Source organism: Vibrio sp. B172a (genome assembly GCF_030248355.1).
Lineage (GTDB): Bacteria > Pseudomonadota > Gammaproteobacteria > Enterobacterales > Vibrionaceae > Vibrio > Vibrio owensii.
Genome location: NZ_JAHGAC010000035.1, coordinates 184,296 through 202,576, shown reverse-complemented (window position 1 = coordinate 202,576; position 18,281 = coordinate 184,296). Strand labels below are relative to the sequence as shown.

The 18,281-nt window shown below is 45.3% G+C and carries 13 protein-coding genes; 11 read left to right on the top strand and 2 right to left on the bottom strand.

Translation table 11 applies throughout. The annotated features are described in order from the left end of the window. Positions 1–19: 19 nt before the first annotated feature. Positions 20–370: a hypothetical protein gene (locus KIT90_RS25140; protein WP_032801968.1), complete on the bottom strand. Its 351-nt coding sequence runs from the start codon at positions 368–370 to the stop codon at positions 20–22. Between the two features lie 178 nt (positions 371–548). Continuing rightward, the gene (locus tag KIT90_RS25135) at positions 549–2,585 is read right to left on the bottom strand and encodes a M4 family metallopeptidase (RefSeq protein WP_285379285.1); all 2,037 of its coding nucleotides are present in this window, start codon (positions 2,583–2,585) and stop codon (positions 549–551) included. 256 nt (positions 2,586–2,841) lie between these two features. On the opposite strand from KIT90_RS25135, the gene KIT90_RS25130 reads away from it, so the two are divergent. The 11 genes from KIT90_RS25130 (at position 2,842) to KIT90_RS25080 (ending at position 18,096) form a co-directional block, all read left to right on the top strand. Next, the gene (locus KIT90_RS25130) at positions 2,842–4,155 is read left to right on the top strand and encodes a MipA/OmpV family protein (RefSeq protein ID WP_285379284.1); all 1,314 of its coding nucleotides are present in this window, start codon (positions 2,842–2,844) and stop codon (positions 4,153–4,155) included. A gap of 267 nt (positions 4,156–4,422) precedes the next feature. After that, positions 4,423–5,757, top strand: coding sequence for a glucoamylase family protein (locus KIT90_RS25125; RefSeq protein ID WP_180825183.1), 1,335 nt, complete (start codon positions 4,423–4,425; stop codon positions 5,755–5,757). Positions 5,758–5,770: 13 nt separating this feature from the next. Continuing rightward, positions 5,771–6,724: a hypothetical protein gene (locus KIT90_RS25120; protein WP_285379283.1), complete on the top strand. Its 954-nt coding sequence runs from the start codon at positions 5,771–5,773 to the stop codon at positions 6,722–6,724. Between the two features lie 141 nt (positions 6,725–6,865). Continuing rightward, positions 6,866–7,990 carry an ABC transporter ATP-binding protein gene (locus KIT90_RS25115; RefSeq protein ID WP_005433806.1) on the top strand — a complete coding sequence of 375 codons (1,125 nt, stop codon included), beginning with the start codon at positions 6,866–6,868 and terminating at the stop codon, positions 7,988–7,990. Positions 7,991–8,007: 17 nt separating this feature from the next. Further along, positions 8,008–11,379, top strand: coding sequence for a GH36-type glycosyl hydrolase domain-containing protein (locus tag KIT90_RS25110; RefSeq protein WP_285379280.1), 3,372 nt, complete (start codon positions 8,008–8,010; stop codon positions 11,377–11,379). Positions 11,380–11,477: 98 nt separating this feature from the next. After that, a complete protein-coding gene (locus KIT90_RS25105) occupies positions 11,478–12,467 on the top strand; it encodes a LacI family DNA-binding transcriptional regulator (RefSeq protein ID WP_285379278.1) in 990 nt (329 codons plus the stop codon). Positions 12,468–12,474: 7 nt separating this feature from the next. Then, positions 12,475–13,722, top strand: coding sequence for an extracellular solute-binding protein (locus KIT90_RS25100; protein WP_285379276.1), 1,248 nt, complete (start codon positions 12,475–12,477; stop codon positions 13,720–13,722). Positions 13,723–13,852: 130 nt separating this feature from the next. Then, entirely contained in the window at positions 13,853–14,620 is a 768-nt protein-coding gene (locus tag KIT90_RS25095) for a carbohydrate ABC transporter permease (RefSeq protein ID WP_230624531.1), read from the top strand. A gap of 2 nt (positions 14,621–14,622) precedes the next feature. Further along, on the top strand, positions 14,623–15,444 hold the full coding sequence (locus tag KIT90_RS25090) for a carbohydrate ABC transporter permease (RefSeq protein WP_005433890.1): 822 nt from the start codon (positions 14,623–14,625) through the stop codon (positions 15,442–15,444). Continuing rightward, a complete protein-coding gene (locus tag KIT90_RS25085) occupies positions 15,444–15,929 on the top strand; it encodes a hypothetical protein (protein ID WP_285379273.1) in 486 nt (161 codons plus the stop codon). The genes KIT90_RS25090 and KIT90_RS25085 overlap by 1 nt, the downstream gene beginning before the upstream one ends. Positions 15,930–15,939: 10 nt before the next feature. After that, positions 15,940–18,096: a glycoside hydrolase family 3 N-terminal domain-containing protein gene (locus KIT90_RS25080; protein ID WP_285379271.1), complete on the top strand. Its 2,157-nt coding sequence runs from the start codon at positions 15,940–15,942 to the stop codon at positions 18,094–18,096. Positions 18,097–18,281 lie beyond the last annotated feature (185 nt).

Sequence of the window (18,281 nt, the reverse complement as noted above, 5' to 3'; positions counted from 1 at the left end):
GGTTCCTTAATATAATGAATCAGTGTTCTGAATCTTCTTCGAGTATTTCGATAACTTGCGAGCTACTAAGTTCATGTCCCATCAGAAATAAACCTAACATAGCATCGGCTTTAGATGCATTGTCGCTGTCTTCATCGAGAATTTGCTGTAGACGAGTACGGATCAGGTCGATTTCATGATCAACAAAACCGCGACCTTCTTCTTCGCCTTGGCCATCTTCTGGTGCGTTATCGAAATGCATAAACAGCATGTCACCATCAAGAGTGGTGCTTTCCAAGCGTTCTGGTAGCCATTCTTCACCCATCACTATATCGGGGTCGCTACCTTCCGGCAAGTTGTTGATTATGGAGATGAGTTCGGATGCTTTCACGATAAACTGCGGCTTTGGTCATTGGTTTTCTATTGTATCGGCGAATCTGGCAAAAATCTAAATCTCATTGCTGAGAGAAGAGAGAATTTTGACCGTTTCGTGTTTGATTGCGTGCAGAGTAATCAACCAATGAAAAAGAGCTCGTTTCCGAGCTCATTGTTAAAGGGGGGAGGCTAGGTTATTGGCAGCTGCCTTCAAAAGTCCATAGCCAATAGTTGTCGAATGGATTCGCACCCCAGTTGTCTTGTGAGGCGACAAAGTGATTGCCCCAGTATTTCACCGCCGTGCCCGCAGGGTAGTAATAGTACGGAGACCACTCTTCTAGGTCTGCACACTGATCTTGTGGAACCGGCTCTGGTTGGGGCGCTTCTAACTCTGCGCTCACTGCCACGTAAACGTCTGATGAGCCTTGAGTGTTCGCCGCGAGCACGTAGATATCTGCTCCTTTAATACCACTGAAACCGCAATACTCGTGGTTACCTTGGTTAGTCGAAACGCAGTCGTAGTCAGAAAGTGTTGCTGGACGGTCGATTGCAACATACATGTCGACATTGCCGTAACCATTGTAAGTTTGCACCCATACCTCATCAGCCGGAGACTGACGCAATACAAACTGCTGTTCGCCATTCGGTGTGATTTCAACAGGTGTTGGCATATTGATCTCCAACTCTGTCGTCCCTTGCTCTGGATCTGGGGTCGGTGTTGGCGTTGGTTGAGCGTCGCCACAGTTCATTACTTGCACACCAACTTCTGCGAACGCAGAGGTTACTGCAGAGCCATCGTATCCGAGTTTTTGTGCTGCTTTACAAACGCCTTCCGCACCTTGTTGGAAGTTCGAGTTTGGTTGCCAGTAAAGTTGGTTGGCCGTCGCATAAGCAATAAATGCTTTCTTGATATTCCAATTTGGGCTCATTGCCAAATGGTAGAAGGCTTTGTTGAAAATGCCTGAGCTGTGGTGAACATCGATGCCATTGTAGTATTGGTTGATATGGTCGATCGAAGAACCGTCATGGCTTGGGTTGATGAAGTAACGCATAGCGGGCGAGTATTTCATCACGTGTTCGCCCATCTTCCAATTAAAGCTGCCATGCACATATTGGCTGAGTGCTGCTGCGGCGACATCGGAAAAGGACTCATTCATTCCGCCCGACATGCCACGGTATTCCAACCCAGAGTTTTGCTCGGTAAAGCCATGGCTAACCTCATGAGCAATAACGTCCCACGTTGCCAGTGGGTACATTGAGTTATTGCCGTCACCAAAGGTCATTTGGCGACCATCCCAAAAAGCATTCCCATAGTTCGAACCGTAGTGGACACGCATTGTCAGCTTTTGACGAATAGGGCGAGCACCAATCCAATCTTGGTACATATCAAATACGCGTTGACCAAAGTAATGCGCGTCATTCATTGGAGCGTAGGCGCCATTTACTTCTCGATAGTTATTCACGTTACAGTCAAAACGATGAACTTGCCCACCCCATTGTTGGTTGTTCATGTTGAGGGTAATGACGTTTTCGCTGTCCATTTGGCAGTATTGATTAACTTGGAATCCACCAAACTTGGTGTTGGGACCAAAGTAGTAACGGCCGCTTTTTCGGTTGCCTCCCGGTCCTTCGGCTTCCAAAAACGCAATCCCATCCCATTGGTCGACGATCTCACCTGATTTTGCATCGACCAAAGTGATAGGGCGAGAAGGGCGGAAATTCTTAATCTGGATTGCATCGACTTTGTAAATCAATCGCGCGGTTTGTTGTTCATCTAGCCAGACCATTAATTCTGCCTGAGCGTCATCATTTGGCGAGTTTTCATTACTTGGAGATTTGCTTGCGGCGAAGCCTAGGCGATTGCCTATCGCGATCTCAATGGCTTGCTTGCCACTGATCATAGGTAGGGTTGAATCAATATCGCTCTCAATGCCGACAACAACATCACCATCGACAGGTTGAGCAAATCCTCGAGTAGAGAGATCGGCCACAACGGAGTGTCCGTAAACCGGTATGCCGTAATGGAGTTGCTGTTTGCGAACCAAAATTTGGTTACCGATCTCGACTCGATTGATGTCTCGATAACTCAACTTCGTGTTCGCTGCGGAATAGGACGCTCGTTGTGTGTTATTGAGTGCTGTAGATAGATCCGTTTGTGAATGGTCCAGAATTTGTGCTGCATGTGAAGCAAAAGCGAAGGGCGCAAGCGTTAATAAAGTGACGTTTCGCATAGTTTACCTTTTATTATGTGTATTTATTTGCATAAGGAATGCGAGTGCAGAGTAAAGATAATTAAGTGATATGTTTAAGTGCAATTAATTGAATATTTGACGTTAATTCAAAATAAATTTATAAATTGCTCAAGGTTTGTACTGTGATATGAGGGGAGACGGAGTCTTGTAGGAATTTTTACCCGATCTTAGACCAAAGTCAGATATACTCTTTTTCAATCGAGACCTTCTCAAATTACAGTGACATAGGAGAGCTATGAAACACCTAGTAGGAGCATCGTTAGTATGTTCTGGTTTATTGCTGAGCGGTTCGGCGTCGGCTGAAACAAAGCACGCGGAGCAAGAGTGGGGCATTGCGGCAATGTACCGAACGGCATCGATCCCGTTTTATACAGCCAATGATGACTCAACGGTGAGCACGTTTGTGCCAATGATGTTCTTTGAAAACGAACACCTGTACATCGACGGTATCGAAGGCGGTGTGTTCTTATTTGATGAGAGCGATTCTAACTGGCGTACCAGTGCCATCATGCGCTTACGTTTTGTTGATATTCCTAAATCCATTCAAAATGCGTTTGAAGGAGATCGTGTCGATTTCGGTGGCCAAATTCGTTATAACTTCGACGAAAACTGGCGCGCTGAATTTGAAGTTATGACGGATGACGAATTTCAATTTCACTCTAACTACCGTATCGCTGCTAATTATGAATTGGGCGATTGGGAGTTAGAACCCTCTTTTACCATTCGTTATAAAGATGCCGACTTCAACAGTTCGTACTACTCATTTAAAGATTCAACAGGTGAGAAAATTGGTGCGGGTATTGATGCGAATTTGGGTATCAAAGCACGTTACCACGTAATTTCTAACCTGTATCTATTGGGTGAAACCAGCATCACTCGTCTGGATAGTGAAGCGTACAACAGCCAAATTGTGGAAGATCGTTACCAAGGTGAAGTGTTCGTTGGCTTTGGCTTCTTCAATGATAAAGGCAAAGAGCGCAAGTCAGATTTGCGTAATCGTCCGTATCTTCGAATTGCACATGGCTGGGCAACACCTTCGAACATGGGTGACATCTTTAAGTTCAATGCTGAGAAAGACGAATACAATAACCAACTGACGTCGTTCTTCTACGGGCATCCGCTGACAGACGAGCTATTTGGCTTACCTCTAGATATCTATCTAACTCCAGGTCTTGTTCACCATTGGTCGTCAGACGTGCAATCTTCTAGCACTGAATACGTGATGGCGATTAAAGCGTATTACACCTTTAATTGGCCTACGAAATGGCGTTTTGGTGTTGCAGAAGGTATGTCTTACATCGATAACATTACCTATATCGAAGGGACAGAGATGGAAGAGAAGGGCTACACACCAAGCAACTTGCTCAACTATCTCGATTTCTCATTGGATGTAAACGTCGGTGACCTGTTCAACCAAAAAGACTGGGAGAACATGTGGGTCGGCTACTCACTGCATCACCGCAGTGCGATCTTCGAGAACGCATCACAGTTTGGTCGTATCAAAGGCGGCAGTAACTACAATACGATCTACTTCCAGTACGATTTTTAAGCTCGTCAAACTCGCCTTTTGAAGCCAACTTGATACTCGTAAGTTGGCTTTATTTCTCTATAAACTTCCTTTGTTGCATATCATTTACTCATTGTCCTACTTGATAGATTTCTCACACGTTTTCGCTTAAATGCTTAAAGGTTTAAGCATTTAAAATGCATTCAACAATCTCGTTATCACAAATGATAAATGACCACATTGCGAGAAATGTTACCCCAATGGGAATATCCGTGGTGAAACGTTTATACGCAAAGGTCGGAACGAGAAATGATAAAAAAAAGCCTTTTTGCTGCCTCTACCCTAATGGCCAGCATGTCTGCGTTCGCTGATGTCACAATCACTGAACTTACCGTTAATCCGCAACTCTATCCGGTAGGATTTGAGCAGCATCTGCAAAAAAACTTGGATTTCTTTGTAGATGGTGTCGGAGTTGATCAAAAAGCTAAGGTTCCTTACGACACTATTTTTGTCGATAAAGATGGAAACATTGAGCATGCTAACTATGTAAATACTACCGAAATTGGCTTGTATTTAAATGTGCTAGTTGAAGCCCAGAAGAATGGCAATGTCGATGCTTTAGCTCGCATTCATGAAACCCTTGATGCATTAGCAAATGCACCAACGTGGAAAGGTCTGTTCTACTGGCCTTATGATATTGAAGGCGACCAACTCAAGCCAAATAAGGATGGAATTGTACCAGCCGTCGACAATGCCAACCTTGCTTTTGCATTGTCTGGTGTTGCGGGGGCATATATTGACTCGAAAGATAAATCAGAACAGCTTGTTGTTTCAAAAGTCGAAGCAATACTAAACAGTCAAATAGAAGGTTGGTCTGAACTCTACGATGAAGACAAAGGCTTGCTTTACTCAGGTTGGTCTGCCAAAAATAATGCGCCACTTACTTACCATATAGACCGCAAGGCGAACGAAAGCCGATTGGCTCCAGTTTGGGCTCACTTGGTCACTCAAAATACTACAAATCCTGTTCCCGCCAGTGCATTTAACAACATGGAGTTATATACCCATGACTACTACTTAGGTGGCAAAAAACTGACACCGATGTTGACTTGGGACGGAGCTTATTTCCAAGGCATGCTGTCCATGATTTGGTTAGAAGAGCGCACATTGATGCCTGACTTTTCCATCATTGAAGATATGACGGAAGTACAAAAGTACCACGCTATTCACAACCAAATACCATTCGTATCTTCTTCTGCAACGGTTGATGATGGTTACGCCGCGTTTGGTGTTCCGCAATTATCTGAGTCCAAAGTTCGATTTGACAACGAAATTGCTGGTGGTGATACAGGCACGCCTCATGCGCTTGCTCTTTCATACATGGTTAAACCATTTGAAGCTGTGAGTTTGTTAAAGACGGTGATTGATTACTACCCGCAGTTGGAGACGCCTTACGGATGGTACGACGCTATTAATGCAAAAGGGGAGACGTCCACAAAAATTCTCTCGCTAGACCAAGGTATGTTCGTCGGCGCGTTCCTATCTCCTGCCATCAATAAAGACGTGCGGCACTATCTAGAAAGCAAAAATTATTACTCAACGATTGTTGATATGTACGAGTCATTTGAACCAAATAATAATTAGATAGGAAAGAGCAGTGAACTTTAAGAAAGCAGTGAAAACAGTCAGCATCATTCCTTTGATGATGATAGTGGTGCCATTAGCTAGTTTGGCCGACGAGCAAAAAGAAGAGGTGGAAGTTGGTTTATGGAGTGATCATGAGTATAGAGAGCTCATCCTAACCACTGAATCCGCTCAAAGTAGCAATGCAGCTCCAAGAACGCGAGCACTTACCGGAATCGAATACGAACGCGTAAACAATGAAAATCAACCAGATGAAGAGCTACTTCACTATATTTATGCTGATGGTTTTACGCGTGTTACGGATAACTTCAGTATGGGCTATGTACTGAAAGAGATACATCACAGTCGTGGCGGTGAGAGTACAGGGCTCAGTAACTATTCCGAGTTGATCCCAAGCTTCTACTGGCGTCAAAACGATAACGTAGCATACAACTTAATGCTGTCGTATGAAAAAACCATCGGTGAATGGCACTACGATAAATACATGGTGAAACCTGGGATTGATCTGAGCTTTGGTCGACATTTCTTACACCTAAGCGCTGAGCTTGGCTACAAAGATGAGCGTCAAGGTGCCGGCAGCCGTGGCGCATTTATCGAGAGTGAGCCTTTGTACCTGTACCGCTTAGACAACGGTATCAATATTGGTGCGAAAGTGATTTATGTAGAAGAGCACAACGATTTCAACTACACCGAGTTCGCCGTCAAACCTTTAATTCAGTTCAACTTTGATAACGGCAATTACTTAGAGTTGCGTTATGAACGAGGCACGTTAGATATGGGCTCGGATCCAAATAACCGTGACCACTTTGACTACGATATTTACGCGCTATACACCGATTTACCCATCAATGAGCACTTCTCTTTCTTAGCGGATATTCAAGTTAAGGATCGTCACGCAAACCCTGCACCTTGGACGGGTGATCAGCTGGTTTGGTTCTCAAAAGTTGGCATTGTATGGAAATTCTAAGAGGCACAATTTAATCAATGACGGGGTACCCACTGTTGGTGGATATCCCATTCTCAACCCATATGCACTATTTTTTGATCATGCTTTAAGGGAAAGAGTGCATCAAATAGTGAACGCATTTAGAAATAGGAATGCAGAATCATGGCGAAAGTAACGCTAGAAAACGTAAATAAGGTCTATGACAACGGCTTCCACGCTATTCACGATGTCAGCTTAGACATTAAAGATGGCGAATTCATGGTGCTTGTTGGGCCATCAGGTTGCGCTAAATCCACCATGTTGCGAATGGTTGCGGGTTTAGAAAGCATCACTGATGGTCAGCTCATTATCGGGGACCGCAAGTGTAATGACTTGCCTCCGAAAGATCGTGGTATTGCAATGGTGTTTCAAAACTATGCACTGTATCCGCACATGACGACCTATGAAAACTTGGCTTTTGGCTTAGAAACCGCAAAGAAACCAAAAGCAGAGATTGAGCAACGAGTGGCTAAAGCTGCTGAACTTTTGGAAATTACAGAGTTATTGGACCGCAAACCTAAGCAGATGTCAGGCGGCCAACGTCAGCGAGTCGCGCTAGGCCGCGCGATGGTGAGAAACCCAGATGTTTTCCTTTTTGATGAACCTCTCTCAAACCTAGATGCGAAACTGCGTGTATCAATGCGTCGCCGCATTACTCGATTGCACAGTCAGCTACAAGAATCGGGCAAACCTGCCACCATGATTTATGTGACCCATGACCAGGTCGAAGCGATGACGATGGGCGATCGAGTCTGCATTCTAAATCAAGGTCGCATCATGCAAGTTGATACTCCAATGAACGTATACCACCAGCCAAAAAACAAGTTTGTTGCTGAGTTTATTGGGTCGCCAGCGATGAACATGCTGGAAGGCACTCTCGTTGAACAAAATGGCGTGGTGTGCGCGCAACTCAATGAACACACCATTGCACTATCAAAAGCTCACCAAGAAAAGGCGGTTGAGTGGGTGGGGCACCGTATCCACCTAGGCATTCGTCCAGAGCATCTTTCCGTTGCTGAACAAGCTAATCAACATACGCTACCAGCAAAAGTAGAAGCGAAGGAAGAGCTCGGTTCTGAAGTCTACTTACATGTAAACATTTTCGATAAAGCAATGGTTTGTAAGTTGCTTGATACAGAGAAAACCCCTGAAGTAGGGAGCCATTGCCACATCCAACTGCAAGTCGAAAAGTGTCACGTATTCGACGATGCCTCTCAAGAAAATATCCACTACACAGATTCAAAATAAGTTTGGAGTAAAGCTTTATGCACCACATTCAACCAGGACCACAAATGAACGTTGGCGACGAAAGCCTCAATATCACGTTCAACTCAGATGGCGTGCTAGGCGCAATTCGCAGTGGTCGTATTATGGTGTCTTTGTTCGATACGCCAGAATCAGAAATGGCAATCTCGAATGTATTTCTTCGCGTTAAGAGTAACGGTGAATTCAAAGTTACGCCGTTGCTTTTTTTTAATAACAATATTGAAACGTTTAAGCAGGCAGATGGCTCACTGCAGTGGGTGACAACAACAGATGAACTAGAAGCAACCGTCACTTTAAAGGCGGGAACAAACGCATACTTCTATGAAGTCAACGTAACGAACCTCTCTTCTGAGGCTCTGAGCTTTGACTTGATTTATGGTCAAGATGTTGGCTTGGCAGAGAAAGGCGCAATCAAAACGAATGAGCTGTACTGTTCTCAATACTTAGACCACCAAATCTTTGAAGGTGAGCAGGGGTACGTGGTGTGCAGTCGCCAAAACTTGCCTCAATCGACGGGCAATCCTCGCATTCAAATTGGCTCGTTATCTCCAGTAACGGGCTACAGCACGGATGGCTTCCAGTTCTTTGGTAAAGAATACAAGTTGACGGGCGAAGCTGTCGCATTGCGTTCAGACACTTTAGCGAACGAAAAGTACCAGTATGAAATGGGCTATGTTGCGCTTCAAAGCGAGGCTTTTGCTCTGAATCAGAATGAAGTGGAATCTGTCGTTTTCTATGGCGTTGTCACGCCACACTGTCCGGAATCCAATACAGGACAGCCGCTAACTATTGAGGCGGTTACAGGTTTACATGCAGCACTACCAACAAGCGACGAGACGCAGCGTCAACTAATGAGCCACCGTCATACGCCGAAGTCTGCGTACGTAATGGGTGAAAAGCTTTCTGAAACTGAAATCGAACAGTTCTTCAGTGCTGAACGTTCATTTGTGGATACCAAAGATGGTGAGCTATTGTCGTTTTTCTATGGTGACAATCATTACGTGACGTTGCCTGAGAAGGAAAAACACCTAGAACGCATGACAGGCCACGTTATCGCTTCTGGTAATAACCAAGATTATCAACAGTTGATCATGAGCTCGACGCACTACATTGGAGGTGTGTTCAACTCGCAACTGACTCTAGGAAATACATCGTTTAACAAGTTGTTGGGTGTGTGCCGCAACCCACTTAACCAATTTACGCATGCGGGCCAACGTATCTGGGTTAAAGTCGATAATGCATTCCAAGCTCTAGGCATGCCTTCAGCGTACGAAACAGGCCAAAACTACTCGCGTTGGATTTATAAGCTATTTGGCGGTTACCTTGAAATCTTGTCGTTTTCGAGCGCTCAAAGCCCAGTCATCCAACTTGAAATCAAAAAGCATGGCATAGAAGCACCGCTTGAAATCAAAGTCTCGCACCAACTTGTTTTTGGAAACAACGAAGGTGAGGGAAAGGTGACTATTGAACGTCAAGGCGAGCTCTTCACGATTACGGGCAATGACGCTCTGATTGATCAGTTCATGCCAGAACTAAGTTACGGAATCTCAGTATCTGGTGCTGATGTGGAAGCAGAAGTCATTACCCGTTCAGAAAGCGAGTCTGTTGAGTTCTTAGTCCTCAAAGCAACATTAGACAACGCAGTATCTATTGCGATTGGCGGCCAAACTGATGAGTTAGACACAACAGCGCAGTTCATCGACTTTGACGTCGAGAAGCAACAATACCAACAAGGTATTCAAACTCTGACAAAAGGTTTTAAAGTCGACTTTAGCCAAGATTCACTCAACAGCCAGCGCATCAATACTTGTCTAGATTGGTTTACTCACAACGCACTTGTGCACTATTCGACACCGCACGGTCTAGAGCAGTACTCAGGCGCGGCATGGGGCACTCGTGACGTATCTCAGGGGCCGTTTGAGCTCTTTATGTCGATGCAGGAATATGGCAAAGCGAAAGCCGTATTGGAGGAGATCTATCGTCACCAATACCTTGAGACAGGCACTTGGCCTCAGTGGTTTATGTTCGATCACTACGCCAAGATCCAGCAGGAAGAAGCGCATGGCGATATTGTGGTTTGGCCGCTAAAAGCACTGGCTGATTACATCAACACGACAGGCGATGTAAGCATCCTGAATGTTGAGCTTCCATATACACTCGCAGAGGCAGGGTTCGAAAGAACGGGGCAGATGTACTCACTTATGCATCACGTTCAGCGCCAGGTTCAACACATGCTTGATAACCTTGTCCCTGGTACGTCGTTGTCTTGTTACGGCGATGGCGATTGGGACGACACGCTGCAGCCGGCGAATCAATCTTTACGAGAAAACATGGTAAGTGGTTGGACGATTCCTCTGACCCTTCAAGCATTGCAAGCAATGGCAAAAGCACTACAGGGCTCTGAGCATCTAGATTTCTCAGCCACCCTAACTGATCTTGCTGAGAAAATGGAGCACGACTACCACCATTATTTAATCAAAGATGACGTGATCGCGGGCTTTATCCATTTTGACCGTGATGAGAAAGGTGGCGTTAAGCAGATCGAGCATCTATTGCACCCTTCAGACGATAAAACGGGCATCAACTATCGCTTACTGCCAGCAAGCCGCTCAATCATCTCAGAAGTATTTACGCCTGAAATGGCTCAGTCGCACATGGCGATCATTAAGGAAAACCTTGTGCATCCTGATGGTGTTCGTTTGATGGACAAGATGGCCGAATACAAAGCGGGTAAACAAAGCTACTTCAAACGCGCTGAGCTTGCTGCAAACCTAGGCCGTGAAGTTGGTCTGCAATATTGTCACGCTCATATTCGATTTATTGAAGCGTTATGTAAGCTAGGTGATGCCGAAGCGGTATTCGATAACCTATACAAAATCATACCTGTTGGCATCCAAGATCACGTGCCGAATGCAGAACTACGTCAATCAAACGCGTACTTCTCAAGCTCGGACGCGAAGTTTAACGACCGACCGACGGCTTATGACAACTTTGGCAAAGTTAAAGCGGGTGAAGTGGCAGTGAAGGGCGGTTGGCGCATTTATTCAAGCGGTCCGGGTATCTATGTCAACCAGTTGATCACTAACGTATTTGGTGTCCGTTTCTCTGAGAACGATTTAACGCTGGATCCGGTTATTTCCCCTCGCGTTGGGCAAGCCAATGTTCAGTTCGAGCTTGATGGCAAACCGGTCAAGTTAGTGATTGATTTACAAGAAGCGACGCATACACCGAAAGCGATCATCCTGAACGGTGAGGTGGTTCCGTTTGAATTATCGGAAAACCGCTACCGCACTGGTGGTGCACGTATCTCGCGCAAATGGCTAGAGACACGATTGGAGAGTGAAAACAACACTCTGTATATCACGCTCTAAACCCAATAGGGCTCTATAATGGAGCCCTTATTAAACCGACGTGAAGTAAACCAAGTGTTGGATGTGAGAGAGCTATGCCTCAAAAGGAAAAGACGTCAATGAAAGTGACCATAAAAGATGTCGCTAAAAAAGCCAATGTTTCTATTGCGACGGTATCGTACGCTATGAATGGCTGTAATCGTGTCAGTGAAAAAACACGACAACATGTCCTTAATATTGCAAATGAAATGAACTACGTAGCCAATACGAATGCTAAGCAACTTAAGCAGCGTAGAAGCTACGCAGTAGGGCTGTTTTTGAACTACTGGTTTGGTCCTATTTACAGCGAGTTAGTGAAAGGTATCGAAAAGGTATGTCATCAAAAAGGCTACGATTTGGTTGCCTGTAGTATGTACGGTAATGAAAACTCAACCGCGCACAAATACATCCGTGATCGTGTGGTGGATGGTGCCATTATTCTGACCAACTCATTCGATAGTGACTTCCTAGCTTCTGTTGCCGGCCCTGACTTTCCAATGGTCGTCTTAGACCGAGAGCTCACCGCTCCTCATGTCTACAACATCTTGATTGATAACTTTGGTGGTGCGTTTAGTGCGACTAAAGAGTTGGTGCTGAAAGGATGCCAGGACATTTACTTTTTTACTGGTCCTGATGACTCCTATGACAGTCAGAAACGACTGGATGGTTATATCTCCGCATTGGGCTATTTCAACATTCCTGTTCGCAATCACCATTTAATTCGTAGCGATTTCACAGAAAAGACTGCCTATAAGCAAATGAGTGAGTTGTTCGAACAAGGAAGAAGACCTGATGCAGTATTTGCAGCCAACGATGAGATGGCGATTGGCATTATTCGCGCGGCAAAACGATATGACATAGACATCCCTTCAGAAATGAAGCTCGTCGGTTTTGACGATATACGAATGGCAGAGTTAATGATCCCGAGTTTGTCCACGATAACCCACGAAAAAGAAGGGATGGGAGAACTGGCTGCATCAACCTTGATCAGCGCGCTTGATGAAAAGCCGGAAAGCCTAAAGGCATTAACGATTTTGCCAACGTCATTAATTTTACGTGAAACTCTGTAGGATAGTTATGAAAAAGTGGTTGATTGGATGTGTGCTTGCGCTGAGTTCGCAAGTAGCACTCGCAGAAAATACCCGAATTGAAGTCATGACCCCGGTCGGGAACTACATGGACTTTGTCCGCTCCGAGCTTGTTCCTGAGTTCAAAGAACGATACCCAGATGTTGATGTCGTTGTATCCAACGATGACAACCTTGAAACCCGTATGGCCGCGGGGGATGTTCCTAACCTTTATGCTGGGGTCTTTGGTTACCAGCCCGCCAAATACGCCAAAATGGGTAAGCTTGCCTACCTTGAGCAGTTCGATGGTTTTGAGGAGCTTGCGGAACGGATTGATCCAGTATTTATGGAGAAAAACTATGGTCGAAGCTATTACATTCCATGGAATGCGACAACAACGCTCATGCTGTACAACAAAGAGTTGTTTGTTGAAGCGGGGCTAGACCCAAATAATCCACCAAAAACGTGGGACGAGTTTTTACATGCGGCTGAGAAGATCAGCCAACTTCCACCGCGTGCTGACGGAAGCCCTGTGTATGGCACAGTTTTCTGGAATGAAGCGCTGTCATGGGGAAGTTGGTACTGGAGCATGCTAGCTCAAATGTATTACAACTTTAACGACGGTCAGTACGGCTTGCTTAATCGTTTTGGCACCAATCCTGTCTTCGACAAAGAAGAAGCTCAGCTAGCACTCTTCTTTGACACCATGGCGAAAGCTCAGCAGTTTGCACCACTTACGATGGAGAAGAACTTTTTCTCTCGCACCATTGGCATGTGGCCACAGTTCGGTTTTGGCTGGAAAGCGAACCTGACCGAAGCAGCAGGCAAGCCTATGGTGGTGGGTGAGGATGTTGGCTTAGCACCGATCCCAACCCTAAAAGAAGGCGCCACGTCTTACTCCACTCTAGATGGTCGTGCGTTGATGATCTTCAAAAATAGCGTCGAGAAAGAGCAACTATCTTGGGCGTTTTTGCAACTGATGATGGAAGAGGAGTTCAACCACAAAGCGAACATGGCGCTAGGGCAACTACCGACTCTTTCTGCCCTGAAAGAGAGACCGTATTACAACACTCCTGAAGCGAAACCGTTTGTTGAACAACTGCCAAATGCGAAGCTAAACGAGCCGTTTGCACTGGCTTCAGATATGGCGAGCATCATTCTAGAGCAATACTCAAAGGCGGTCGTTAAGCAAGATTTGTCGCCTGAAGAAGCCGTAGAAGCTGCGACCAAGCAAGCCGAACAGTTAATCCATGAATAACGTGATAGGTCTAAGTGGAACTATGAAAAAAAATAACCTCATAACAGGCTACCTATTCCTCGCTCCTTGGATAGTGTATTTCGCCGTCTTTTTGATTTATCCATTCTTTCTATCTTTTGAAAGTAGTTTTTTGAGCGTCAATATCTTAATGCCAGAAAACACCAAGTTCATCGGATTAACGAACTGGATTACCGTTGTAACCGATTTCCTGTTCTGGAAGTCACTGTTTAACGTGGTGTTTAACCAAGTCATCTTTGTCTCATTGAGCTTTGTGATTGGCTTGGGGCTCGCACTGTTACTCAATGAAATCAAATTTCTATCGAGCTTATTCAGAACCATCATGTTTATTCCGGTTGTGACGTCTATTACTGTTGCAATGATCATCTTCGACTTTGTTTCTGGGCCATCAGGGCCGATCCAAAACACCATGGTGAGCAGCAGTTTGCTGTCTGAGCCCGTGTTCTGGAAGTTTGAAGAGTGGTTACCAATGCCAATCATCGCTGTATTTAGTGCATGGAAGTGGTTTGGTGTTCAAATGATCATCTTCCTCGGTGGTATTGCAAGTATCGACAAGTCTTTGTTTGAAGCGGCAGATATTGATGGTGCGTCGTGGTGGCGTAAAACCAAGAAAATCACGCTACCGATGATCATGCCACAAATCATTTTTGTTATGACCATGAACATTATCAATGGTTTACAGATGTTTATCGAAGTCTTCATGAACTTTGATTTGAATGGCGGGCCGTATCAATCGGCACTGACTCCGGTTCTATACCTTTACCAAACTGGCTTCGAGCAAATGAAGATGGGTGAAGCCTCAACCATTGGCTTGATGCTCGCTTGCGTTATTTACCTGCTGACCATGATGCAGTTAAAGATCACCAGTAAGGAAGATTAATCATGAACGCTGATAGAAAAAGAAACTTACTTATTTATGGCACACTTTTCGTTGCCACTATTATCGTGTTGTATCCGTTCTTTTACATGGTGATCAACTCTTTTAAAACTGGGCCAGAAATCATGCACAGTCCAAATAGCTTGCCGAAAGAGTGGTCTTTCGCGGGTTACATCAAGGTGTTTGATTCGGTCAACTTAGGAAGAGTGTTCTTCAATACGATTTTTATCTCGGTAACGGTGACCTTCTTAAACACGCTGTTCTCTTCTATGGTGGCCTATTCGATTGTGAAGACAAACCTACCGGGGCGCGAGTTCTGGCTTAAGGTGATTCTGGGTTCGATGATGATTCCGGCGATTTTGTTCACCATTCCAACCTACATGATGATGTACGAGTGGAACTGGATTAATACGTATCGCGTGTTAATCATTCCGGGGGCGATCAGTGCTTACAACATCTTCCTGATGGTGCAATTTATGAAGCAGATCGATAACGCTTATTTGGAAGCCGCTCGAATTGATGGTGCAAGCGAACTTCGTATTTTCTTCAAGATCATTCTTCCTATGATGCGACCTGCGCTCGCGACTGTCGGCATATTAACTTTCATGGGTGCTTGGAACGATTTCATGGGGCCACTGCTGTACGTTCGAGATGACTCGTTAATGACGCTCCAATTAGCACTATACAACTTCAAAACAGAAGTTCCGGGAACCAACCTAGAGCAACTGTGGGCCATGACGACCATGATTGCGGTGCCTGTTGTCATTGTCTTCTTCTGTCTTCAGAAGAACTTTATTAAGGCATTTACTGGGGTAGGGGTGAAGTAATGAAAGTGTCTACAAGAATGAAATTCCTTGCACTCGTGTCTGTCATCCTCATCGCTTACGGTTCTGCGTGGATGAAGGCGTATTCTCTCTCAGAGAAGTACTTCGCTTACGCAGAGGAACAGTATTCGAAAGGAAACTTGATCACTGCTTTAAAAGGGATGAACAAGTTAGAGTTGAGAATTGAAGACGAATACTTTGGCGGCTACCAACAGGTACTCGATACCTGGCGCAGCTCGACTTTGGGTCCAAGACCCGATGCTTATTATCAATCTTTGGAAAGGCCCAAGCTGATCATTGAGCAATTAAACAAGCAACAACTGATGGAATTCATCGAGATATACGTTCAGCTCGATTCACGTTATGTACCTACCGCGGCGGATCAGTTGAGGTTCTTGGCGAAGCAATCTGGTGATATTGCCTTGTACGAAGAGATGACGGAGTTTCTGAGCGAAGCTTTCCCACGTTACAAACAAAGAGAGATATAGGTAGTAGCGGATGACATTATACAAAGACACCTCAGCAACATGTGAAGACAGAGCGCAAGATTTGTTGTCACACATGACATTAGAGGAAAAGATCGGCCAACTCTGCCAGTCTCCAATGCTTGAGTATGAACAAAACAAATCGGACTACCTTAACAAGGTGGCAAAAGGCGCTTATGGTTCGCGTATTCTTGCCGATACCGCATGGGCCGGCAATGCGCCGGGTGAATCGGTCGATCCGCATCAGCTCAATGAAATCCAAAAAGTTGCCGTTGAAGAGAGCCGTCTCGGTATTCCTATAATCTTTGCCCGTGATGTGATTTACGGGCAAAAGACGGTGTTACCAATACCGCTTGCTCAGTCGTGCTCGTGGAACCCCAATTTAGTTGAAGAGGCTTATGGATGTATTGCCGCGGAAGCCGCCTCTTTAGGCATCAATTGGACGTTTGCTCCCATGCTGGATATTGTCCGTGACCCTCGTTGGGGCAGGGTTATTGAAAGCTCTGGTGAAGACCCGTACTTAACCAGTCAGTTTGCTCGAGCGGTGATTAATGGTTTTCAAGGTGATGATCCTGCTCACCCAGACAAGCTTGTTGCGTGCGCGAAGCACTTCGTCGGCTATGGTGCATCAGAAGGTGGGCGAGACTACGATACAACTGAGTTAAGCCTAAATACATTGCACAACGTTCATCTACCGCCATTTTCTGCGGCTGTGAAAGCAGGTGTAGCAACCGTGATGTCAGGGTTTAATGACCTCGGTGGCACTCCGGTGACCGGCTCTCAACCATTGATCAGAAACTGGCTTAAAGAAGAGCAGCGTTTTGATGGCATGGTGGTGAGCGATTGGGGTTCAATTTCTGACTTAGCCTACTTCCGTGTGGCGAAAGATCCGTGCGATGCAGCATTGCAAGCTTTGGGAGCCGGTGTAGACATGGCGATGACGAATGAAGCGTATGAAGACACGCTTGCAGGCTTCATTCAACGTCAGCCAGAGGCTGCTGAGTGGGTCGATGAAGCGGTGTATCGAGTCTTACTGACTAAGTTTCGAGCGGGGCTATTTGAACAGCCTTATGTTGATCCGGAAAAACATACAACGGTGCTTGGGAAACAAAGCCACAAACAGAAAGCGCAGCAACTTGCCGAAGAGAGCATGGTGTTGCTCAAAAATGAGTCCAGCTTACTGCCTCTCCCAACTCAAGGGCTAAAGGTAGCGGTCATTGGTCCTCATGCACATTCGCAGCGACAGCATTTGGGATCTTGGTGTTTGGATGGCAAAGCAAATGATGTTGTTTCGATAGTAAAAGGCATTGAAGCTGCAGCACCGGAAAACGTTATTTTGACTGATTCTGAGGCATTCAGCGATGATATGGTGGAGTGCGCGCATCGTGCTGATGTGGTGGTTTTGTGTGTTGGTGAGAGTCATCGTAGAACTGGTGAGGCGAGGAATGTTGCGGAGCTTGTTTTACCTCCTGGTCAAGAAGAATTGATTGAAGCGATTGGGCAAACTGGGAAGCCACTTGTTGTCGTGCAGTGTACCGGTCGACCGGTGCCATCGCCGAAGACCGAACAATATGCTAATGCACTTGTTTATGCGTGGCAGAGTGGCACTGAGGTAGGGGCTGCATTGGGTAATTTACTGTTTGGGCATAGAAACCCAAGTGGTAAGTTGACCATGACAGTGCCAAGAAGCACCGGGCAGATCCCGATGTATTATGCTCGCAAGACCATTGGTAAAATGAGAGCGTATCAAGAGTACATGCCGTACAAAAATGAGAAGGATACACCGCTCTACCCATTTGGATTTGGATTAAGTTACTCGCAGTTTAGATACAACGATCTCACCTGCATAACACCTGAAATCAGGGAAGGGCAGGATCTGGTTGTCGATGTTGAGGTTGAAAACACTTCAACTGTCGATGGTCAGGAGATAGTCCAGTGTTACATATCGCGTAAAGTGTCATCGACAACTCGACCTGAAAGAGAGCTAAAGGCATTTGTTAAATGTTCGCTTGCCGCGCACGAGAAAAAAACGCTTAGGATTACCGTCTCTGCAAATGAACTGAAGTTTTATGGTCAGCAGGGCAGTTTCATGTACGAAACGGGAGAATTAGGTGTGTATGTCGGTGGGGATAGCTTAGCGACTAGCCAAGTTACGGTTCAGCTTAAGTAACCAAGACTGCTGAGTTAGACCGTTCAGAATAACATCGTTGTTTAAATCAAAATGGCAATGCTACCAAGCTTGCCATTTTTGTATTTAATTGGTAATTATTCTTATTTCTATTCTTCTGTATTCGTATTTATTATCTATTCAATTTAAAAACTATTCTAATATTTAATTGAATTGACACCTCTCTG